Annotated in this window: 15 protein-coding genes; 9 read left to right on the top strand and 6 right to left on the bottom strand. The window is 63.0% G+C overall.

Annotated elements, in window-relative coordinates:
• The first annotated feature begins 73 nt into the window (after positions 1 to 73).
• Positions 74 to 409, top strand: coding sequence for a hypothetical protein (locus tag AB7828_RS25820; protein ID WP_089262415.1), 336 nt, complete (start codon positions 74 to 76; stop codon positions 407 to 409).
• A 78-nt stretch (positions 410 to 487) separates the two neighbouring features.
• On the opposite strand, the gene AB7828_RS25815 is transcribed toward AB7828_RS25820, so the two are convergent.
• Entirely contained in the window at positions 488 to 1,813 is a 1,326-nt protein-coding gene (locus AB7828_RS25815; RefSeq protein WP_441231539.1) for a methyl-accepting chemotaxis protein, read from the bottom strand.
• Positions 1,776 to 2,312, bottom strand: coding sequence for a PAS domain-containing protein (locus AB7828_RS25810; RefSeq protein ID WP_093760043.1), 537 nt, complete (start codon positions 2,310 to 2,312; stop codon positions 1,776 to 1,778). The genes AB7828_RS25815 and AB7828_RS25810 overlap by 38 nt, the downstream gene beginning before the upstream one ends.
• A gap of 205 nt (positions 2,313 to 2,517) precedes the next feature.
• Here AB7828_RS25810 and AB7828_RS25805 point away from each other — a divergent pair, with 205 nt between their 5' ends.
• Positions 2,518 to 3,780: a flavin-dependent oxidoreductase gene (locus AB7828_RS25805; RefSeq protein WP_441231538.1), complete on the top strand. Its 1,263-nt coding sequence runs from the start codon at positions 2,518 to 2,520 to the stop codon at positions 3,778 to 3,780.
• A gap of 72 nt (positions 3,781 to 3,852) precedes the next feature.
• Here the strand turns inward: AB7828_RS25805 and mutY are convergent, their stop codons facing one another.
• Positions 3,853 to 4,965 (bottom strand): A/G-specific adenine glycosylase, encoded by a 1,113-nt coding sequence (gene mutY / locus AB7828_RS25800; RefSeq protein WP_441231537.1) that lies wholly within the window; start codon positions 4,963 to 4,965, stop codon positions 3,853 to 3,855.
• A gap of 28 nt (positions 4,966 to 4,993) precedes the next feature.
• Between mutY and AB7828_RS25795 the strand changes: the two genes are divergently transcribed.
• The 4 genes from AB7828_RS25795 (at position 4,994) to AB7828_RS25780 (ending at position 7,522) form a co-directional block, all read left to right on the top strand.
• Positions 4,994 to 5,473 carry a DUF721 domain-containing protein gene (locus AB7828_RS25795; protein ID WP_068733742.1) on the top strand — a complete coding sequence of 160 codons (480 nt, stop codon included), beginning with the start codon at positions 4,994 to 4,996 and terminating at the stop codon, positions 5,471 to 5,473.
• A 105-nt stretch (positions 5,474 to 5,578) separates the two neighbouring features.
• On the top strand, positions 5,579 to 6,235 hold the full coding sequence (locus tag AB7828_RS25790; protein WP_089262423.1) for a DsbA family protein: 657 nt from the start codon (positions 5,579 to 5,581) through the stop codon (positions 6,233 to 6,235).
• A gap of 62 nt (positions 6,236 to 6,297) precedes the next feature.
• Positions 6,298 to 6,642, top strand: coding sequence for a DMT family transporter (locus AB7828_RS25785; protein ID WP_068733204.1), 345 nt, complete (start codon positions 6,298 to 6,300; stop codon positions 6,640 to 6,642).
• 616 nt (positions 6,643 to 7,258) lie between these two features.
• On the top strand, positions 7,259 to 7,522 hold the full coding sequence (locus tag AB7828_RS25780) for a hypothetical protein (RefSeq protein WP_231078103.1): 264 nt from the start codon (positions 7,259 to 7,261) through the stop codon (positions 7,520 to 7,522).
• Positions 7,523 to 7,821: 299 nt separating this feature from the next.
• Here the strand turns inward: AB7828_RS25780 and AB7828_RS25775 are convergent, their stop codons facing one another.
• Positions 7,822 to 8,778, bottom strand: a complete 957-nt coding sequence (locus AB7828_RS25775) for an Abi family protein (protein WP_441231536.1) — start codon at positions 8,776 to 8,778, stop codon at positions 7,822 to 7,824.
• A 523-nt stretch (positions 8,779 to 9,301) separates the two neighbouring features.
• On the opposite strand from AB7828_RS25775, the gene smc reads away from it, so the two are divergent.
• A complete protein-coding gene (smc, locus tag AB7828_RS25770; protein WP_441231535.1) occupies positions 9,302 to 12,766 on the top strand; it encodes a chromosome segregation protein SMC in 3,465 nt (1,154 codons plus the stop codon).
• Positions 12,767 to 12,835: 69 nt separating this feature from the next.
• Here smc and AB7828_RS25765 read toward each other — a convergent pair whose 3' ends face one another.
• Positions 12,836 to 13,852, bottom strand: coding sequence for a DUF6892 domain-containing protein (locus AB7828_RS25765; RefSeq protein WP_441231534.1), 1,017 nt, complete (start codon positions 13,850 to 13,852; stop codon positions 12,836 to 12,838).
• Positions 13,853 to 13,975: 123 nt separating this feature from the next.
• Between AB7828_RS25765 and AB7828_RS25760 the strand changes: the two genes are divergently transcribed.
• Both AB7828_RS25760 and AB7828_RS25755 read left to right on the top strand, forming a co-directional pair.
• Complete coding sequence (locus AB7828_RS25760; RefSeq protein WP_441231533.1) at positions 13,976 to 14,965, top strand: small ribosomal subunit Rsm22 family protein; 990 nt, start codon at positions 13,976 to 13,978, stop codon at positions 14,963 to 14,965.
• A 66-nt stretch (positions 14,966 to 15,031) separates the two neighbouring features.
• Positions 15,032 to 15,412, top strand: a complete 381-nt coding sequence (locus tag AB7828_RS25755; RefSeq protein ID WP_441231532.1) for a COG4315 family predicted lipoprotein — start codon at positions 15,032 to 15,034, stop codon at positions 15,410 to 15,412.
• Positions 15,413 to 15,689: 277 nt separating this feature from the next.
• Here AB7828_RS25755 and AB7828_RS25750 read toward each other — a convergent pair whose 3' ends face one another.
• Entirely contained in the window at positions 15,690 to 18,656 is a 2,967-nt protein-coding gene (locus AB7828_RS25750; protein ID WP_441231531.1) for an autotransporter outer membrane beta-barrel domain-containing protein, read from the bottom strand.
• Positions 18,657 to 18,820 lie beyond the last annotated feature (164 nt).

Raw genomic sequence — 18,820 nt, 5'->3', positions numbered from 1 at the left:
GATGTCTGAATATTTCTGATGGCCTGATTTTTGCGTAGTGGGTCGCGAACATCTCACAGCAAGAGAAATTCAGATGTCGAACTCCATTATCTCCAGCATGCAGTCCTTCAAGCTTCCGACCAGACTGCAGCCATCCGACAAGGCCGAGAGCGGCCTCGGCAATGCAACAGCGATAGCAAAATCGCCGGAAGAGAAATTCCTCGACTACGCGAAAAAGACGCCGGCGGAAAAAATGCGCGACGCGCTGCTGTCGAGCATCGGCGTGACGGAAGAAGAATTGAACAACATGTCGCCGGAGCAACGCCGGGAGGTCGAGCAGAAGATTGCCGACAAGATCAAGGAGGCCGTGAACAAGAAGACGGAGAATGGCGGCAGCGCCAGCGGCTTCTTCACGGATATCAGCGCCTAACAGGCGCGCCTTTCACCACAAACGAAATTGGCGCCGCAACGGCGCCAATTCCAGATCATTCGAAATGAGCGGACGCGATCAGCGCGCGGCAGCCTGGCGTACCAGATTTTGCCGGGCCTCGCCGAGATAGCCGCGGATTTCCTTGGTCAGCAATCCCGACTGCGACGACAGATCGCCCGATGCCACCATGGTCGATGTGGCGAGTTGTTCGGTGTCCTTGGCCGTCGTTGCCAGCGACTGGATGTTGGTCGAGATCTCACGCACGACAGCGAAGGCCTCGTCGATGTTGCGCGCGATATCGGCCGTTGCCGCCGACTGCGCTTCGGAGGCGCTCGCGACCTTGCCGGTGATCTCGTTCACTTCCGCGATCACGGTGCCGATCTCGGTGATCGACGAGGAGACCTTGTCGGTCGCCGACTGAACCTGGCCGATTTCCTTCTCGATCTCGGCGGTAAAGTTGGCGGTCTGGGTCGCCAGTGCCTTCACTTCATGCGCCACCACTGCGAAACCACGACCGGCATCGCCTGCGCGGGCCGCCTCGATTGTTGCGTTCAGCGCCAGCAGATTGGTCTGGCTGGCAATCACATTGATCGAAGTCACGACTTCACTGATGCGCACCGCAACGGCGCGAAGCACGTCGACATTGCTGGCAGCATCGGCGACCCGTTCGACGGCGCGCCCGGCAATCGCGGCCGAGCGATTGACGTCGGCGCCGACTTCGCTAGCGCTGGACGACAGCCGCGCTGTGGCCGAAGCCACCGATTGCATGTTGGCGGACGCCTGTTCGGATGCCGCCGCCACCGACGTGACGCGGGTCAATGTCGAGGATGCGCCGGTCCGCAGATTGCCTGCGGTGCTGCTCATCTCGACCGCGCCGCTGTCGAGTGCGGATACGATGCCGCCCACGGTGGATTCGAGCTGGCTGGTCTGGCGCTCGAAATTCCTGATGCGGTCGGCAATATTGTCGGTTGCCGCGTTCATCGCTTTCGCGCCGTGCAGCAGGCCGCCATGCAGGCCGCCCGGCAGGATACGCCGGTAATATTTGTTGTCGTTGAGCGCTGCCATCGCCGCGGTGGATTCGCGCACGAAGGCATCGCAGCCGTCGATCATGTCGTTGACGCTGTGCAGCAACTCCCCGGTCACGCCGCGCACCGGAATTCCGAGGATACGGGCCTCGAAGTCCCCCTGCGCGATGCGCTGGCAGGCGATACGCGCCTTCTCGATCAGACGCGCCGTCTTGCCCATCAGAACAAGCGCGACAATCGCCGCCGCGATCGCAACGGCCTGACAGACCATGGCCGCGAGCGGAAGACCGAAGAACTGAAGCACCAGAGCAAGCGCAGAGCCGGCAATGACGACGAGCGAGCTAAGCTGCGCTCTTGAGAGAAAACATAAGTTCGTCATAGCTGACTTTCTGGGATGCAACGAAATCGGTAAGGGCCTTGTAGCCGGCGGCGAGGGATTCCTTGCCGTTCACGTGTCGCTTCTCGATTGCCAGCACGTCGGCATAAAGAGGCGCAATCGTCTTCTTGATGAGATCCGGCGGCGGGACACGGCGATTGGAATGATAGCCGGCGATCTTGCCGTCGAGACCATAGGACGGCGTGACATGGGCGAAGACCCAGTAGTGATCGCCATTGCTCGCCATGTTTTTCACAAAGGCGAAAATCTCGCGGCGTTCCTCGACGGTGTCCCAGAGCAGCTTGAAGACGCTGCGCGGCATATCGGGATGACGGATCAGGCTGTGCGGCTGGCCGAGCAACTCGGCTTCGGTATAGCCAGCCATCTTGCAGAACAGACGATTCACATAGGTCATGCGACCCTTGAGATCCGTCTTGGATACGATGAGCTCCGATGCCGGAAAGAAAGTCTCGCGGCCGCTCGGCTTAATCTGGTTGGACATCATTGACCTGTCGGTGACCGATTCACCCAAAAAGTAGTGCCACCGGTATTAGGGAACGCGGCTGAATTTTGCGTTAAGGTTCCGTCCACCATGAATTCGCTGCCGGCGGACGATCGGACGCGTTTCTCCGTCGCGATCGTCCCAGTTGCCGCCATCGCCTCTCCCGTGCCATGACCTCGATCAAATCGAGGGGGAGGCAACAAAAATGACCGTTCTCATTGCAGGCGGCGGAATTGGCGGACTGACGCTCGCGCTCAGCCTGCATCAGATCGGCGTGCCATGCCGCGTATTCGAAAGCGTGCCCGCGCTCAGGCCGCTCGGCGTCGGGATCAATGTGCTGCCGCATGCGGTGCGCGAGCTGATCGAGCTCGGCCTGCACGACCAGCTCGACGCGTCGGGCGTGCGCACCCGCGAACTCGCCTTCTTCTCCAAGCACGGCAAGCCGATCTGGAGCGAACCGCGCGGCATCGAGGCCGGCTACAAATGGCCGCAGTTCTCGATCCATCGTGGCAGGCTACAGCAGATCCTGCTCGACACCGCCATCGAACGCCTTGGCGCCGACAACATCCTCACCAGTCATCACCTGAGCGGCTGGACGGAAACGCCGGACGGCGTCCGCGCCGACTTCATCGACAAGGCCACCGGCAAATCCGCCGGCAGCCATGACGGCAAGCTGTTGATCGCCGCCGACGGCATCCATTCGGCGATCCGGCAAAAGCTTTATCCGCAGGAAGGCGCGCCGCTCTGGAACGGCCGCATTCTGTGGCGCGGCATTACCAGGAGCGATGCATTCCTCACTGGCCGCACCATGATCATGGCTGGCCACGAAATCCTGAAATTCGTCTGCTACCCGATCTCGCAGGAGCCGGACGCCGACGGCAAATACGACATCAACTGGGTGGCCGAACGGCACATGCCACCGACCTATCAGTGGCGCCGCGAGGATTACAACCGCGCGGCGCGGCTCGACGAGTTCCTGCCCTGGTTCAAGGACTGGAGATTCGACTGGCTCGATGTGCCCGGCCTGATCAGCAACTGCCCGCACGCTTACGAATATCCGCTGGTCGATCGCGATCCAGTCGACCGCTGGACCTTCGGCCGCGTGACGCTGATCGGCGACGCCGCGCATCCGATGTATCCGATCGGCTCCAACGGAGCGTCGCAGGCCATTCTCGATGCGCGCGTACTGACGCGTGAGATTCTTGCGCTTGGCGAAGTGCCGGCCGCGCTCGAAGCCTATGAGGCCGAACGACGTCCCGCGACCACCGACCTCGTGATGCTGAACCGTCGCAACGGACCGGAACAGGTGATGCAGATCGTCGAGGAGCGTGCGCCTGATGGCTTCAACGTCGTCACCGACGTGCTGTCGCAGCAGGAACTCGAAGACATCGCCGCCAACTACAAGCGCGTCGCCGGTTTTCAGGTTGAAGGGCTCAACGCGAAGCCGCCGATCGTGACGATCCCGTAGTCATCGCAACTTTCCAGCGCGGGCTGATACAGCTCGCGCGCTGACGCGCATTCAGGCGTCTGGATTCAAACTTCAATCCAGCCCGTGCGCAATGACCTTGCGCATGACGTTCGGCAAGGCTTCGTCGTCCAATGTTGCGATCGGGACCCAGCGCATGCCCTCGGGGGGGCGGGTGCGGGGCGGCACATGCGCCGTATAGACGGCGAGCTCCAGCGGGAAGTGTGTGAAGATATGGGTGACCGCGCCGACTTTGCGATGCCACGCCGTGAGATTTTTTAAGGTCGGCGCCTGCGTCAAGGCATCCTTGTCATCGTGACCGGCGAGCCAGTCCGATGACGGCACTTCGGTCATATTCCCCAGCAAGCCCTTTTCCGGGCGGGTGCGCACCAAGAGTTCATTGCCCCGCGTGACCACGAACGCCGCGCCACGCCGCAAGATGCCGGCCTTCTTCGGCAGTTTGCGCGGAAACGTCTCCTGGTCGCCGCGAGTCTTTGCCGCGCAATCGTCGTTGATCGGGCACAGCGCGCAGGCCGGCTTCTTGGGGGTGCAGATGGTGGAGCCGAGATCCATCAGCGCCTGGGCGCTGTCGCCCGCGCGCGTCGGACCGAGCAGTGTGGCGGCGAGCCCCACGATGACGGGCTTGGATTTCGGCAGCGGCTCTTCCACCGCATAGAGCCGCGACGTGACGCGCTCGATATTGCCATCCACCGGCATGCATTGGCGGCCGAAGGCAATCGCGGCGATGGCTGACGCCGTATAGGGCCCGATGCCCGGCAGCGCGCGCAGGCCGTCCTCGGTATCCGGGAAGACGCCGCCATGATCGCGCAGCACGGTAACGGCGCAGGCATGGAGATTGCGTGCGCGGGAGTAATAGCCGAGCCCTGCCCACATCCGCAGCACATCGTCCTGCGAGGCGCTGCCGAGATCGCTGACCGTGGGCCAGCGCGCCAGGAACTTGGCGAAATACGGCCCGACCGCCTGAACCGTGGTCTGCTGCAGCATGATTTCCGACAGCCAGACCCGGTAGGGATCGATGCCCTCGCCCGGCAACGGCCGCCACGGCAATCTGCGGCGATGCTTGTCATACCAGGCGAGCAGTTGGGCCGGACGCTTGGCGGCGGCGCTTTCCCCGCTATCCCGTGCGGAAGGTTTCTTTCGTCGGGTGGCGGCGGCTGATAGACTCATACCGACCATGTATCCAAAACGCCCGACCATGAACAAGCCCGGCTATATCTCGGCGAAACCGCTCTCCGTCCTGCTCGGCGGGGTGTTTGCCGATGCCTATGCCAAACAGGGCTTTGCCTCGCGCGAGCTGGTCACGCGCTGGGCCGAAATCGCCGGCCAGCAGGTGGCGAATTTCTCCGAGCCCTTGAAGATCCAGTGGCCGCGCCCCGTCGAAGGCCAGCCGCAGGAGCCGGCGACATTGATTTTGCGCGTCGAGGGCCCGATGGCGCTGGAGATCCAGCATTCGTCGGATGCGATCCTGCAGCGGGTGAATCGCTTTTTCGGCTGGAACGCGGTCGGCAAGATCGCGCTGCGCCAGGCGCCGCTGTCGCGGCCGCAGCCTCGTCGCACCGTGAAGCCGCCGGATGCCAAGGCCATCGCCCAGGTGGCGGAAACGCTGCCCGAGGTCGAGGACGACGCCTTGCGCGAGGCACTGGCGCGGCTCGGCGCCTCGATCAAGCGAAGTTGAGGCTTTCCAGCTCGCCCGGAACCGGCGCGTGCTTGCCACATTTGTGGTTTCAAGTTAGCGAAGCGAACCTTTTCCCGGCGTCCGCCGCCGCTTTGGAGCATTCCTTTGATCATCACGCGCCGTGACTTCACCGCCGCCCTTGCCCTGACCGGCGCCGCAGCAGCCATCGGCCTGTCGCCGCTGCAGCTGATCTCCGAGGCATTCGCGCAGAACGCCGTCGACGTCGCCAAGCCGGTGTCGCTGCCCGACATGGCGCTCGGCCCGAAGGATGCCGCCGTCACCGTCACCGAATATGCCTCGATGACCTGCCCGCATTGCGCGGCCTTCACCGAGCAGGTGTTCCCGAAGATCAAGGAAGCCTTCATCGACACCAACAAGATCCGCTTCGTGTTTCGCGAATTCCCGCTCGACATCAAGGCCGCCGCCGGCTCGATGCTGGCGCGCTGCATCGCCAAGGAAGATTCGGGCAAGTACTTCGCCGTCATCGACATGCTGTTCAAGCAGCAGAACGACTGGGTGATGAAGGACACCGCCGCGACCCTGACCCGCATCGGCAAGCAGGCCGGCCTCAGCCAGCAGGCCGTGGAAGAATGCCTGAAGGACCAGGCGCTGCTCGACAAGATCGCCGCTGACCAGAAATACGCCAATGAAGTGCTGAAGGTGAACTCGACACCGACCTTCTTCATCAATGGCGAAATGCTGAAGGGCGAGCAGTCGTTCGAGGAATTCTCCAAGAAGATCACCCCGCTGCTGAAGAGCTGAGGTCTTCTTGTCCCTCCCCCGTTTTTGCGCGGGGAGGGATTCCTGAACGCCCGAGCCCTTTCATGACCCCGACCTTCCTCAACTACGCCGCGCTCGGCTGCGCCATCGTGCTGGAGACCATCGGCACGGCGCTGCTGGCGCAGTCGCAGCAGTTCACGAAGCTCTGGCCGACGTTCGGCATGGCCGTCTGCTACATCCTGTCGCTCTATTTCCTGTCGCACGCGCTGAAGGTGATGCCGGTCGGGATCGCCTATGCGATCTGGAGCGGGCTCGGCATCGTGCTGATTTCTGCGGTGAGCTATTTCGCGTTCCGGCAGGCGCTCGATCTCGCCGCCATTATCGGCATCGGCTTCATCCTGACCGGCGTGGTCATCGTCAACGCCTTCTCCGCCAGCGCGTCGCATTAGCGCACTGCCGCGCCGTCATCTTCTCTGATTTTTCGCTTCAAACAGCCAAGCTCTCGCATTCTCGCGGCGCTTGCGCGTCCGAGGTGTGAGCAGTCCCCCTCCTGAAACATGAGGGGCGGCGGCGCGCCATCAGGCGCAAAGGGTGGTGTGTGTCGCGATCCGCTCCACCGGAACGCCGGCAAGCTGCAACCGCGCAACGCCTTGAGGGCGCGCCACCGCGACGTCTTTTTAGCTTCGGGACCGTTCTTCCGGGTAAAGGGCAGAGCTCCGCACTCCGCTTATCCCGACGATTTCGCGCCGTTCACCAATACCACGTCCAGCCAGCATGAGTGGCAGAGCCCCGTAGTGGGCCCGGACGGTGACCCCAAGCCTCCCGAGTGTGCGGGGTACGTCACCCCACACCCGCAGGCGCCGCATCCTGTCCCACCTCAAGACGCCTCATGAAGCGCCCCTCGCGAACCGGATAAGATTTGATTATAATCTTATAGGAAAACTGTCAATTGCCCGCTGGGCATTTTTTCGATGCCGGATGCAACTGAAGCCGCGCTCATGCGTTCATGTAGTTCACCCACAAGAATGGTTCAGTTCCCTCGTCCAACCCGATGAGACTTGCCCCATGCCGACACGCGCCAGCCATCTGCCGCATTATGTCGAGCGCACCGCGCTTCAGAAACTGCGCGATACGCCGGGCCTGCTTGCGCCGCATTTGATGCCTGCCGGGCCGAAGACCCTGTCCAAGATGGTCGCCAAGACCTGGATCGCGCTCCAGGCCGGCTCGCTGGTGCGTTATTGCATCACGCCCGAAGGCGAAGCCGCGCTGAAGGCCAAAATCCCGATGCCGCGCAACGCACAGACTCCGCCCGCTGACACCCTGCGATAGCAGACCGGCGACAGCCGCCAGTCGATAGCCGCACGCCGCCGCGTCAGCCTATCTTAACGGATGACGCGCCTGCGGATTAACCCTGATTCCAGGTGTAAACGCGCGTTAAGGAACGCTTAAGCGCCATCTCCGCATTCTCGTCCCATTAGCGTGAGGGGCGTATCATGTTTGAAAATTTCATCTGCGAGATCATCGGCCTGGCATTTCTCGGCCTCTGCATCGCCGTGCTCGGCGCACCGCAGCAGCGTCGTCCGAATGGATATGCGCGGGACGTGTGAGGCACGCGAACCGATCATCATTCACGACCACAAATTTGTCTTATCCCAATCTGCCGGAAAGCCTGCCGATTTCAGGTTAACGACCGTAGAACTGGGGAAGTCAGACACCGTCGACTTGAACCGCGGCAACCACGTCGAATTCGGATTTATCGACTTCAGCAGATGCGCGCACAGACACGCCAATCCATAGATGCGTGTTTGAGCATTTGTATCACCGACAATATCCCCGAGATCAGGGACATCAACAGCAGAAGGCCATTTCGGCTGCACGACGCTGGGCTTGTTCCAAAATCGACTATGATGAGCGCAGATATTGCGAGCGACATTGATTGAACGAAGCCACGTCTCCATGACGTCGAAAGATGGCACGTTAAAAGTCTTAGCTACGGCAATCTGATCGGACTTACGCATTCCCGCATACAGAAATGACATCGTACCGAAGTCCCACAATTCTGCGGCTATCCAAATGGGAGGGATTTCACCAAAGTATTTTGTTCTAAAATGCTTCGCAAATTCCTCTTTTGACCTGTCAAACGCATCGTCGTTGCGAGCTAACCACTCGGCGTGTTGTGACTTGCCGGTTTTCTGATTTATCTGTCGCAGAAAATTGGGGTGAAGAGCCTTCGGATTTCTATGCGCATCCACCCCTTGCTTGCCGAGTTGGAGAGTTATCTGAACACGTAGCGCTATTTCGATACGCTCAATGACGTCCAGGAAAACCAGGCGAAGCTTTTTGTCGAAGACGCACAGGTCTACGATTTCGGAGAATTTGGTACCACTTTTGAAGTCGTCGAGGACTTTCGTAATCCCGGCAACCTGCTTGGCTTCGCGATACGGATACCAGTATCCGCTGAGACGATAGTATCCGATTTTGTTGAGGTAGGACTCGGCAAGCGCCTCATCCGAAATGATCATCCCTCGCGATTTAATAAGGGCGAGCTGATCTTTTACGGTGAGGTAGGGCTTACTGTAGGCCATCAAGCGGACCTACAAAAAAGAAGACCGACCCGTACGCTTTCGCGCAGAGGGGCCGGCCATGTTGAAGAGACATATGATTCATGGGCACGAATCCGTCAAGGGGATATTTTTCTCACAACCGAGATCGATTGTTAACAACTATAAATAATCACTCAAGCGCCAGTACCATTTGCTTGGATTGTTTGGAGCCATGCCGAGAAGCTAAAGCGAAGTCTGAGGCTACTAAGTGCGGAACACGCTAACGCTCCGTAGAAATCGCGCGCCTTCCTCCCGCATCCCCCTTAAAACAAGCCCTTTTTCTCATCCTCCCCCACCTATCCCCCGCAAAACCCTTGGGAAAAGCGGGGTTCCGCGGTTGCGCCGCTGCCCTCGTCTCGCCATTGTCCGGGCCAATGAGAGCCGCGACCAGCGAGTCTCCGTCCGCGCGGCAGCTGCATTTATGCTATTGTTCGTGCTGGGGGATTCGCGATTCTCGGGGCTTTTTGAATAAAGTGGCCTGTCGGCTAACCAGAGTACCGTATCCATGAAACTCACGCGCCTGCGCCTGCACGGATTCAAGTCGTTCGTCGAACCGACCGACTTCATGATCGAGCCCGGTCTGACCGGCGTCGTCGGCCCGAACGGCTGCGGCAAGTCCAATCTGGTGGAAGCGCTGCGCTGGGCGATGGGCGAGACCTCGCACAAGTCGCTGCGCGCCGCCGACATGGACGCGGTGATCTTCGCCGGCTCCGGCAACCGCGCCTCGCGCAACCACGCCGAAGTGGTGATGACGATCGACAATACCGATCGCACCGCGCCAGCCATGGTCAATGACGCCGAAATTCTCGAAATCTCCCGCCGCATCGAGCGCGAAGCCGGGTCGCAATACCGCATCAACGGCCGCGACGTGCGCGCCCGCGACGTGCAGATCCTGTTTGCCGACGCCGCCACCGGCGCGCGTTCGCCCGCCCTCGTCCACCAGGGCAAGATCGGCGAAATCATCCAGGCGAAGCCCGAGCAGCGCCGCCGCGTGCTGGAAGACGCCGCCGGCGTCGCCGGCCTGCATGCGCGCCGCCACGAAGCCGAGCTGCGCCTGAAGGCCGCCGAAACCAACCTGACCCGCGTCGAGGACGTGATCGGCCAGCTCTCCGGCCAGATGGAAGGCCTGAAGAAGCAGGCCCGCCAGGCGATCCGTTACCGCGAAGTCGCGGGCAAGGTGCGCAAGGCTGAGGCCATGCTGTTTCACCTGCGCTGGCTGCAGGCGCATCAGGACAATGCCGAAGCCGCGACGCTGCACGACCAGTATGTGCGCGATCTCGCCGAACGCACCCGCGAACAGGGCGAAGCCGCGCGCATCCAGGCGATCCGCGCCAGTGAATTGCCCGCGCTGCGCGAGGCCGAAGCCGCCGCCGCCGCCGGTCTGCAGCGCCTGACCAATGCCCGCGACATGCTCGACCGCGAGGAAGAGCGCGCCAAGGAGCGCGCCGCCGAGCTCGACCGCCGCCTGACGCAGTTCGAGAGCGACGTCGCGCGCGAGATGAAGCAGTCGGAAGACGCCGAATTCGCGCTGCTCCGTCTCGACGAAGAAGACGCGATGCTCAAGGAAGAGATCATGCAGCGCGTCGAGCTGCGTGGCGGCGTCGATGACCGCGTCTCCGAGGCCGAGGCCGTGCTGGCCGCCGCCGAGCGCACCTTCACCGAACTCACCACCGCCCATGCGGACATGACCGCCAAGCGCAACCAGTTGCAGTCCAACGTGCGCAGCCAGGCCGATCGCCTGGCGCGTCTGGGCCAGGAAATCGCCAGCGTCGAGGCCGAGATCGAGGCGCTGACGGCGCAGACATCGGGCTTCGGCGACCTGGATGAGCTCGCCGCCCTGATGGAGACCTCGCAGGAAATCCTGCTGCAGGCGGAAATGGCCGTCGGCGACAACGAGGCCGCCCATATCGCCGCCCGGCAGACGCTGGAAGCTTCGCGCGCGCCGCTCAACGACGCCGACAGGAAGGTGCAGCGGCTCGAGACCGAAGCCCGCACCATCTCGAAGATCCTCAACGGCGAAACCAAGAACCTGTGGCCGCCGATCATCGATGGCGTCAGCGTCACCAAGGGCTATGAAAAGGCGCTCGGCGCCGTGCTCGGCGACGATCTCGACGCGCCGGTCGATCCCTCGGCGCCGATGCGCTGGACCAATGCCGGCGATCACGCCAACGATCCCGTCCTACCCGCCGGCGTCGAGTCGCTGGCGTCGCATGTCAATGCGCCGGCCGAACTCGCGCGTCGCCTCAAGCAGATCGGCGTCGTCTCCAAGGATCAGGGCGCGGCTCTGGTGTCGCAGTTGCAGACCGGCCAACGGCTGGTGTCGCTGGAAGGCGACGTCTGGCGCTGGGACGGTTTTGTGGCCGGTGCGCATGCGCCGACCGGCGCCGCCCGTCGCCTCGCCGAGCGCGCCCGCCTGACTGATATCGAAGCCGATCTGGAAAACGCCAAGATCGACGCCATTGCCAAGCGTGAAGCGCTGGAAAGCGCAGAGCAGGCGCTGAAGGCTGCGGCTTCGGCCGAAGGTGCATCGCGCGATGCCCTGCGCAATGCCCGCCGCGACGTCGATCAGGCCCGCGAGCGCCATGCCAATGCCGAGCGCGAGATCAACCGCCATGCGGCCCGCCGCGCGACGCTGACCGAAGCGCAGTCGCGCCTCTCCAACGATCGCATGGAAGCGGAAGCGGCGCATGAGAGCGCGCATGCCGCGCTGGAATATCTGCCGGAAAGCTCCGACGCCGAGGCCCAGCTCGCGACCGTGCGCGGCGAGATCGAAGGCCATCGCCGCGGTGCCGCCCAGGTGCGCGCCGAAGCGCAGGCGCTGGCCCGCGAGGCTGAGCTGGCCGACCGCCGCCTGCAGGCGATCATCGCCGAGCGCACCGACTGGGCGAACCGCAAGACCTCCGCCGCCTCGCAGATCGAGACGGTTGCTGCGCGCGTGGCCGAAGTGACCCGCGAACGCGCCGAACTAGAAGACGCCCCGGCGCTCTATCTGCAGAAGCGCCGCGCGCTGATCTCGGAAGTCGAGAGCGCCGAACAGGCCCGTCAGCTCGCCGCCAACGCGCTGGCCTCGGCCGAGAACGCCATGCGCGAGACCGACCGCGATGCCCGCGGCTCGCTGGAAGCCCTCTCCGCCGCCCGCGAAGCCTGCGCCCGCACCGAGGAGCGCATGGAAAGCGGCAAGCGCCGCCTCGAGGACATCGAGCGCGAAATCCGCGACATGCTGGAAGTCGAGCCGGAAGGCGTCGCGGCGCTGGCCGAAGTCCGCCAGGACGACACGCTGCCTGATCTGGCCGACATCGAAGCCGATCTGGAAAAGCTGCGCCGCGACCGCGAGCGTCTCGGCGCCGTCAACCTGCGCGCCGAGGAAGAGCTCAACGAGGTCGAAGGCACGCATAACGGCCTCGCCACTGAGCGCGACGACCTCGTCGAAGCCATCAAGAAGCTGCGCACCGGCATCCAGAGCCTGAACAAGGAAGCCCGCGAACGGTTGATGACCTCGTTCGACATCGTCAACGGCCACTTCAAGCGCATGTTCGTCGAACTGTTCGGCGGCGGCGAAGCCGAGCTCAAGCTGATCGAGAGCGACGATCCGCTCGAAGCCGGTCTCGAAATCGTCGCCAAGCCGCCCGGCAAGAAGCCGCAGACCCTGTCACTGCTGTCCGGTGGTGAACAGGCGCTGACCGCGCTGGCGCTGATCTTCGCGGTATTCTTGACCAACCCGTCGCCGATCTGCGTGCTGGACGAAGTCGACGCGCCGCTCGACGACCACAACGTGGAGCGCTTCTGCAGCCTGCTGCATGAAATGTGCGCCTCGACCGAAACGCGCTTCATCACCATCACGCACAACCCGATCACCATGGCGCGCATGCACCGCCTGTACGGCGTCACCATGGCTGAGCGTGGCGTGTCCCAGCTGGTCTCGGTGGATCTCGAAAACGCGGTGAAGATCCTCGATCAGGAAGTGGCGTAACTCCTCCTTGCCCTCCCCTGCGCGAAGCGAAGCTTCGCCAGGTGGGGAGGGCAAGACGAACAGCCTCTCCTAAGCGTCGATGCGCACCGCGACGCCACGCGCCTTTAACGCGGCGATCAAAGCCGGATCGCGGATGGCGGTTTCCGGGAATGTCAGCTTCTTCAGTGCAGGGAGCTCGAGCAGACGCCCGGGATTGTCGCACACCGACGGCAGATCGAGCGCTTCGAGCTTGCCGAGGCCGACGAGATCCGCCGCATCCAGCCGCTCGATCATCGCGATGCAGGTAAGCTGCCGCAGGTTCTGGCACAGGCCGATCCCGGCCGTGCTCGAAATGTCGAACTCTTTGCTCTCGCCGTCCCAGAAATAATAGCAATAGGGATAGATCTCGTTGCCGCCATCGAAGGTGATGGCCTCGACCTTCGCCAGGTCCGCCTCGGTGAGCGGATAGCGCACCAGATAATCGTAGGCCTCGCTGATCAGATCGTAGCCGTCCTCCTCGAGATCGACCGCGCGTTTCAGCACAAACGCGGTAAGATCCTCGGGCGCGGCCAGATCGAGCACGCCGCTCTCCAGCAATGACGACATGACGGCGAGTTTGAAGTTCGGATCGCCGAAGGGAGCGCCGGGCGCACCGGCGGCCACCGGATACGCCATCGGCTGCTTGTCCGGATAGACGGCCGCTGGATTGCGCAACGAGATCGCATAAAGCTCCTGCCAGCGAAACTCCAGCGCAAGCTTCGTCTCATGCGAGACGTCGGCGACAAAATACATGGAATCGTAGACCGGCGCGCGATGCGATAGCGCGAGCTGCGGCAGCGCCGCCAGAGCGTCTGCGACCGGCATACCGATCCGCAGACCGAGAACACCCGGCATGGCGGGGAACGGGTCGCGATAACGAATAGCGCCGATCCGTCCAACTGTATCGATCTGCGCTTCAAAGCCGTGCTGCTTCGACAAGGCGGTGACACGGCCCTGCTGATGCGGCGCAGGTTCGCACCAGCGCGCACCAAGCGCGCGGCTGAGATCTTCGCGCGCGTCGCCGGGCCGAAGCGCCGCAAGTGCGGTGAAATTGACCGGGTGATCCATCGTCGATATTCCTGTCTTGGCGTCACCGACGCCATCTGGTGAGAAGGCCTGTTGGTGTCGCAGCCGCGGCCTCGGGTTCAATACGAAGGTCGCGGCGCGCCGCGACAACATGACGGACCACCGATGTCACCCGACCTCCCGGCCGAACTCACCGCCGCCCTCAACGCCCGCCTGCACGGCTTCTCGCGCAGCGACGCGGCTGCGCGCTCCGATGCAATCTCGCAGACCTATCGCTCTGGCGGCGGCTCGACGACCATCCGTAGCGAGAGCGACGCACTGGCCTATGCGCTCGCCCGCATGCCGGCGACCTATGCGGCGGTCGTCGCCAGCCTCGATGCGCTGCAGGAGACACGACCGGACTTCGCACCGACCACGCTGCTCGATTGCGGCGCCGGGCCGGGAACGGCGACATGGGCCTGCGCCGAAGCCTTCGCGTCGCTCGCTTCGTTCACACTGCTCGATGCCAATCCCGCTTTGCGCATGCTTGCGCTCGGTTTGGCGGAGGACAGCCACCGCATCCCCGCGATGAACTACACGCTCGGCGACGCTACCGCGACAATCGCCAATGCCCCATCCGCCGATCTCGTCATCGCGAGCTATGTCATCAACGAGCTCAACGATCTCGCGCGGACAAAACTCGTCGCGGCGATGTGGACGAAGACGAATGATACGCTTGTTATCGTCGAGCCCGGCACGCCGTCGGGCTATCAACGCATTCTCGATGCGCGTGCGCAGCTCATCAAGAACGGCGCGCATGTGATCGCGCCCTGCCCACATGACGATGCATGTCCGCTGGTGAAGCCGGACTGGTGCCACTTCAGCCAGCGGCTGCAGCGCTCCCGTGTGCATAAACAACTCAAATCCGCAGAACTTCCCTATGAGGACGAGAAATTTATTTATGTCGCGCTGTCGCGTGCGCCTGTTGCGCAGCGGCCGTCGCGCGTGCTTGCGCAACCGGTGACGACAAAGATCGCAATCACGGCAAAACTCTGCACAAATGCAGGCGTGATCGCCGCGAGCGCGCCGCGCCGCGACAAGGCGAAGTATGCAAAGTTCCGCAAGCTCGACTGGGGCGATGCGGTTTTCGATGCACCGACATCATCCATGGAATAATTCTCTACAGCTGGCGTTTGTTCTCCTGACGCGACTGCGTCGCAAATCATCAGGGGTAACGCTGCAATGACCAGATCATTCGCCGCCCTCGCGGCTCTGACTCTCATGCTCGCCTCAAGCGCCGCCTCGGCGCAGATGCTGAAGACCGCCGACACCGCCAAGGGCAAGACCTTCATCGATGCCAAGGGCATGACGCTCTATACTTTCGACAAGGACGCCGGTGGCAAGTCGATGTGCAACGGCCCCTGCGCCGAAAACTGGCCGCCGCTGTTCGCGGTGGACGATGCCAAGCCGAGCGCCGACATGACCATCGTCGTGCGCGACGACGGCAAGAAGATGTGGGCCTATAAAGGCAAGCCGCTCTACACCTTCAAGAAGGACACCGCCGCCGGCGACACCAATGGCGACGGCTTCCTGAACGGTGCGTGGCATATGGCGAAGCCGTAAGCGGCTTCTGCGCTGGAACGACCCGCTAGTCGCGAGATTGCGGCTAGCTCACTGCAAGGCCCCTCACCCGACCGGCTTCGCTGCGCTTCGCCGGTCGACCTCTCCCCGCAAAAAGCGGGGCGAGGTTAAGGAAGGTGGCGCCGTGCTTACCTCTCCCCGCTCTGCGCGGGGAGAGGTCGACATGCGCGCGTAGCGCGGATGTCGGGTGAGGGGCATGGCACCGCCCTCACCTACATTCGGTGTTTGCGAATCTCGTTTTCCTGCGGATAGCCCGCTCTCAGAACGAATGCCGGATGCGGCCCATCACCTGATGCGCGACGGCATCGTTGCTGCCGACGATCGCATCATAGTTCACCGACAGCACCGTGAGCGGTGCCAGTCTGCCGGAGAGGCCGGCACCGATCACGCCGCGATCGCGCAGCGCGCTGCCGGTCGCGGTGATGAACGAACCCGGCAGCGTGGTATCGGCGAAGCTCGCAGTGATGCCGCGCACGCCATCGCTGAATTCATGCAGCCAGGCCAGCCGCAATTCCGGCGTCAACACGCCGCCATTCAGCGCGTAATCATAGGCGAAGCGTGCGCCAACGCTGGAGCGCAGCGATTCCGAACTGTCCGAGCCGACCACGAGGGCCGCCGCACCGCCGCGCTCCGCAAAGCCATCGGTCATCACCCGCGTATATTGCAGGCCGATCTCCGGCGTGACGACCCAGCCGCTAACGCGCAGATCGGTGCCGACCGTGCCGCGGATCGCATAGTGATCGCCGCTGAACGCCGCGGTGTTCGTCGTGCCGACCGCCACGCGCGTGGTGTCGTAATCGCTGAAGCCATAGAGGCCCATGGCGGTCGCGAACCAGCCGGGCGCCTGATAGGTGCCATAGCCGCCGATGGTCCCGGTCGAGATCTTGGTGTGGCTGCCGATATTATCGATATCGCCGCGGGTCAGCGCGTAGCCGCCGAACACGCCGGCAACGAGGCTGTCGGTGATGCGCCGGTCGTAGCCGGCGAGCACGTTGACGGTGTTCGACTTGAAGCTCGGCGCGTCAGTTCGCGCGCCTTCACGGGCGAAGCTCGCGCCCGACGTGATGAACAGGCCCTGTTCGGCAGCGACAGCCACCGGACGCAGACCGGGCAGAGCCTTGGTCACCGGCGCATAGGCCATCGCATCGGCCGCATTGCCGCCCCAGCCGGCATCGGCCAGCGCAGAACTTGCGCTGCCTGGGAATGACGTCACCGCGGCCAGCGCACGATCGGCACTGAAATTCTTGTCGAACATGCCGCCATCGAACATCGCCAGCGCGTTGCCGACACCGGACATGTCGGTGCCGAGGCCGCCGAGGCGGTTCTGCGTCAGGTGTTGGCCGACCAGCGAGGTCGTCTGGAACGCGTCATTCATGGTCATGCGGCCGAGGCCCTGATAGGCCGCGGGCGTGAGCTGCGCCAGCGCCGCGCCGACATCTGCCGAGCTGGCAACGCTGTCGAGCAGATTGACCACCGAACTGCTGGTGGCGGTGGCCGGCAGATTGTCGAACAGCGAGGCGACGCCGAGCGAGCCCGCGCTGGCAAAGGACGCGAACGAAGACGACGTTCCGGTGATCACCTCGAACGACGTATAGAGCGTACCGCCGATATTCACGGTCTGGCCGGCCTGCAGCGCAGCGCGCTTGGCGTCGGTGAGGCCCGCTTTGTTGTAGTTCAGCGTATCGGTGCCGACGCCGCCATCGACGAGGCCGACGATGCGCGAGCCCTTCATGATGTTAACGGTGTCGTTGCCGCCTTCCATGTTCACGGCGCGGCCGGTGTTGCCGATGATGGTGCCGTAATTGGTCAGCACGTCGGCGCCTTCGCCCATCTGGATCGCGGAACCATCGCCGCGGATGAAACGGGCGGAGCCGGTGCCGGTATAGGTGATGCCGTTCAGGGTGCCGACGGAATTGGGATCTGCCACGCCCGTATTCATCAACACGATCGCATTTGGGTCCGGGATCGCGCCATTGCCGATGATGGTGCCGCGATTGACGATGGTATCGTTGTCGATCGCGGTGCCGGTCTTGTTTTCGAGCCGAATCGCGTAGCCGTTGAGACCCACAATCGTGCCACCGAGATTATTGATGATGGTGGTTGCGGCCACGCCGCTGCGATCGACGTTGGTATCCTTGTTGACTACGATGCCGGTGTTCGTACCGCTGATCATGCCGTAATTGGTGATCGTGCCGCCGCCGATGGAAATGCCTTCGCTGGCATTGGCGCGCCCGCCGCTATCGAAACCGCCGGCGCCGGTGCCTTCGATGATGCCGTAGTTGATGATGGTTCCGACATTGTCGATATCGACGCCATCGCCGTCGCCATTGATCTGCGCGATACCGTCCGAATTGAAGATGTTGCCAACACCGGCATAGGTGCCGGTAATGCGACCGTAGTTGGTGACGGTGCCGGCGCCGTCGGACCCGACGCCCGAGCCGTTGCGGCCGAGGATCGTGCCGCCGGCCGCGTTGTTGACCGTCACGTCGGTGTCCGCGGTGATGCCGTGGCGCGCGCCGGAAATCAGGCCGCCGGCCTGATTGTTGACGACGACGCCAAGATTGCCGCCGGTGTCGATGCCGTCGGACGTGCCGTTGGCACCACCGGACGTATTGGCACCGAAGCTGCGGATGATGCCGAAATTATTGATCACCGCGTTGGCGCCGGGCCGGACCGCATCGTCGGTCATCGCCTCGATCACGCCGGTCGCACGGTTGATGATGGTCATCGACGCGGCGCCGGTCATGCCGCGGAAATCGAGCGCCTGCCCGAGCGCAGCATAGCCGGTACCGCCGGCCTGGATCAGCCCGGCATTGTCGATCACGATCGTGCCAGATGTCATCGCCAGATTGAACCGGAACACGTCGTTCTGGGTCGATCGCACGATGGCGCCAATATTGTTGAGGAAGGTGAAGGTCCGGCCCGCCGTTGCGCCGGTGGCGTCGATGACGCGCCCCGTGCTGGTGTTTTCGATTACGCCGGAATTGGTAACGACGACGCCGGTCGATGCGCCGTTCCACCCGATGGTCGCCGTGCCGCTGGTGGATCGCAGCGTGCCGGAGGCATCGACCGTTCCGGTCTGCGTGCCGCTAAGTGTCTTCGTCGTGGTATCCGTGGTGCCGGCTGGCACCGTGAATGTCTGCGCCTCCGCCGTCATCGGCGCGAACAGCGCCGCCACAACCACGCCCATCGCAAGCCGGCTCGCGCCGTTACGCCATTCCAACATCGCTCAAGTCCCCAGCCCAAAGGTTAGGGTTTCATTAGGTTTTGCGCATGACGGTTGGATGACGGATAGCGCACCGACGCTAACCCGCAGGCGATCTGCTGACGTCTCCTGTCGACTGATGCAACATCGCAAAGGTGCAGACCGACAACATCTCCTTTCAAAGT

Origin of the sequence: Tardiphaga sp. 215_C5_N2_1, assembly GCF_052076055.1 — a bacterium.
Lineage (GTDB): Bacteria > Pseudomonadota > Alphaproteobacteria > Rhizobiales > Xanthobacteraceae > Tardiphaga > Tardiphaga robiniae.
This window is presented reverse-complemented; position numbering and strand designations above follow the sequence as displayed.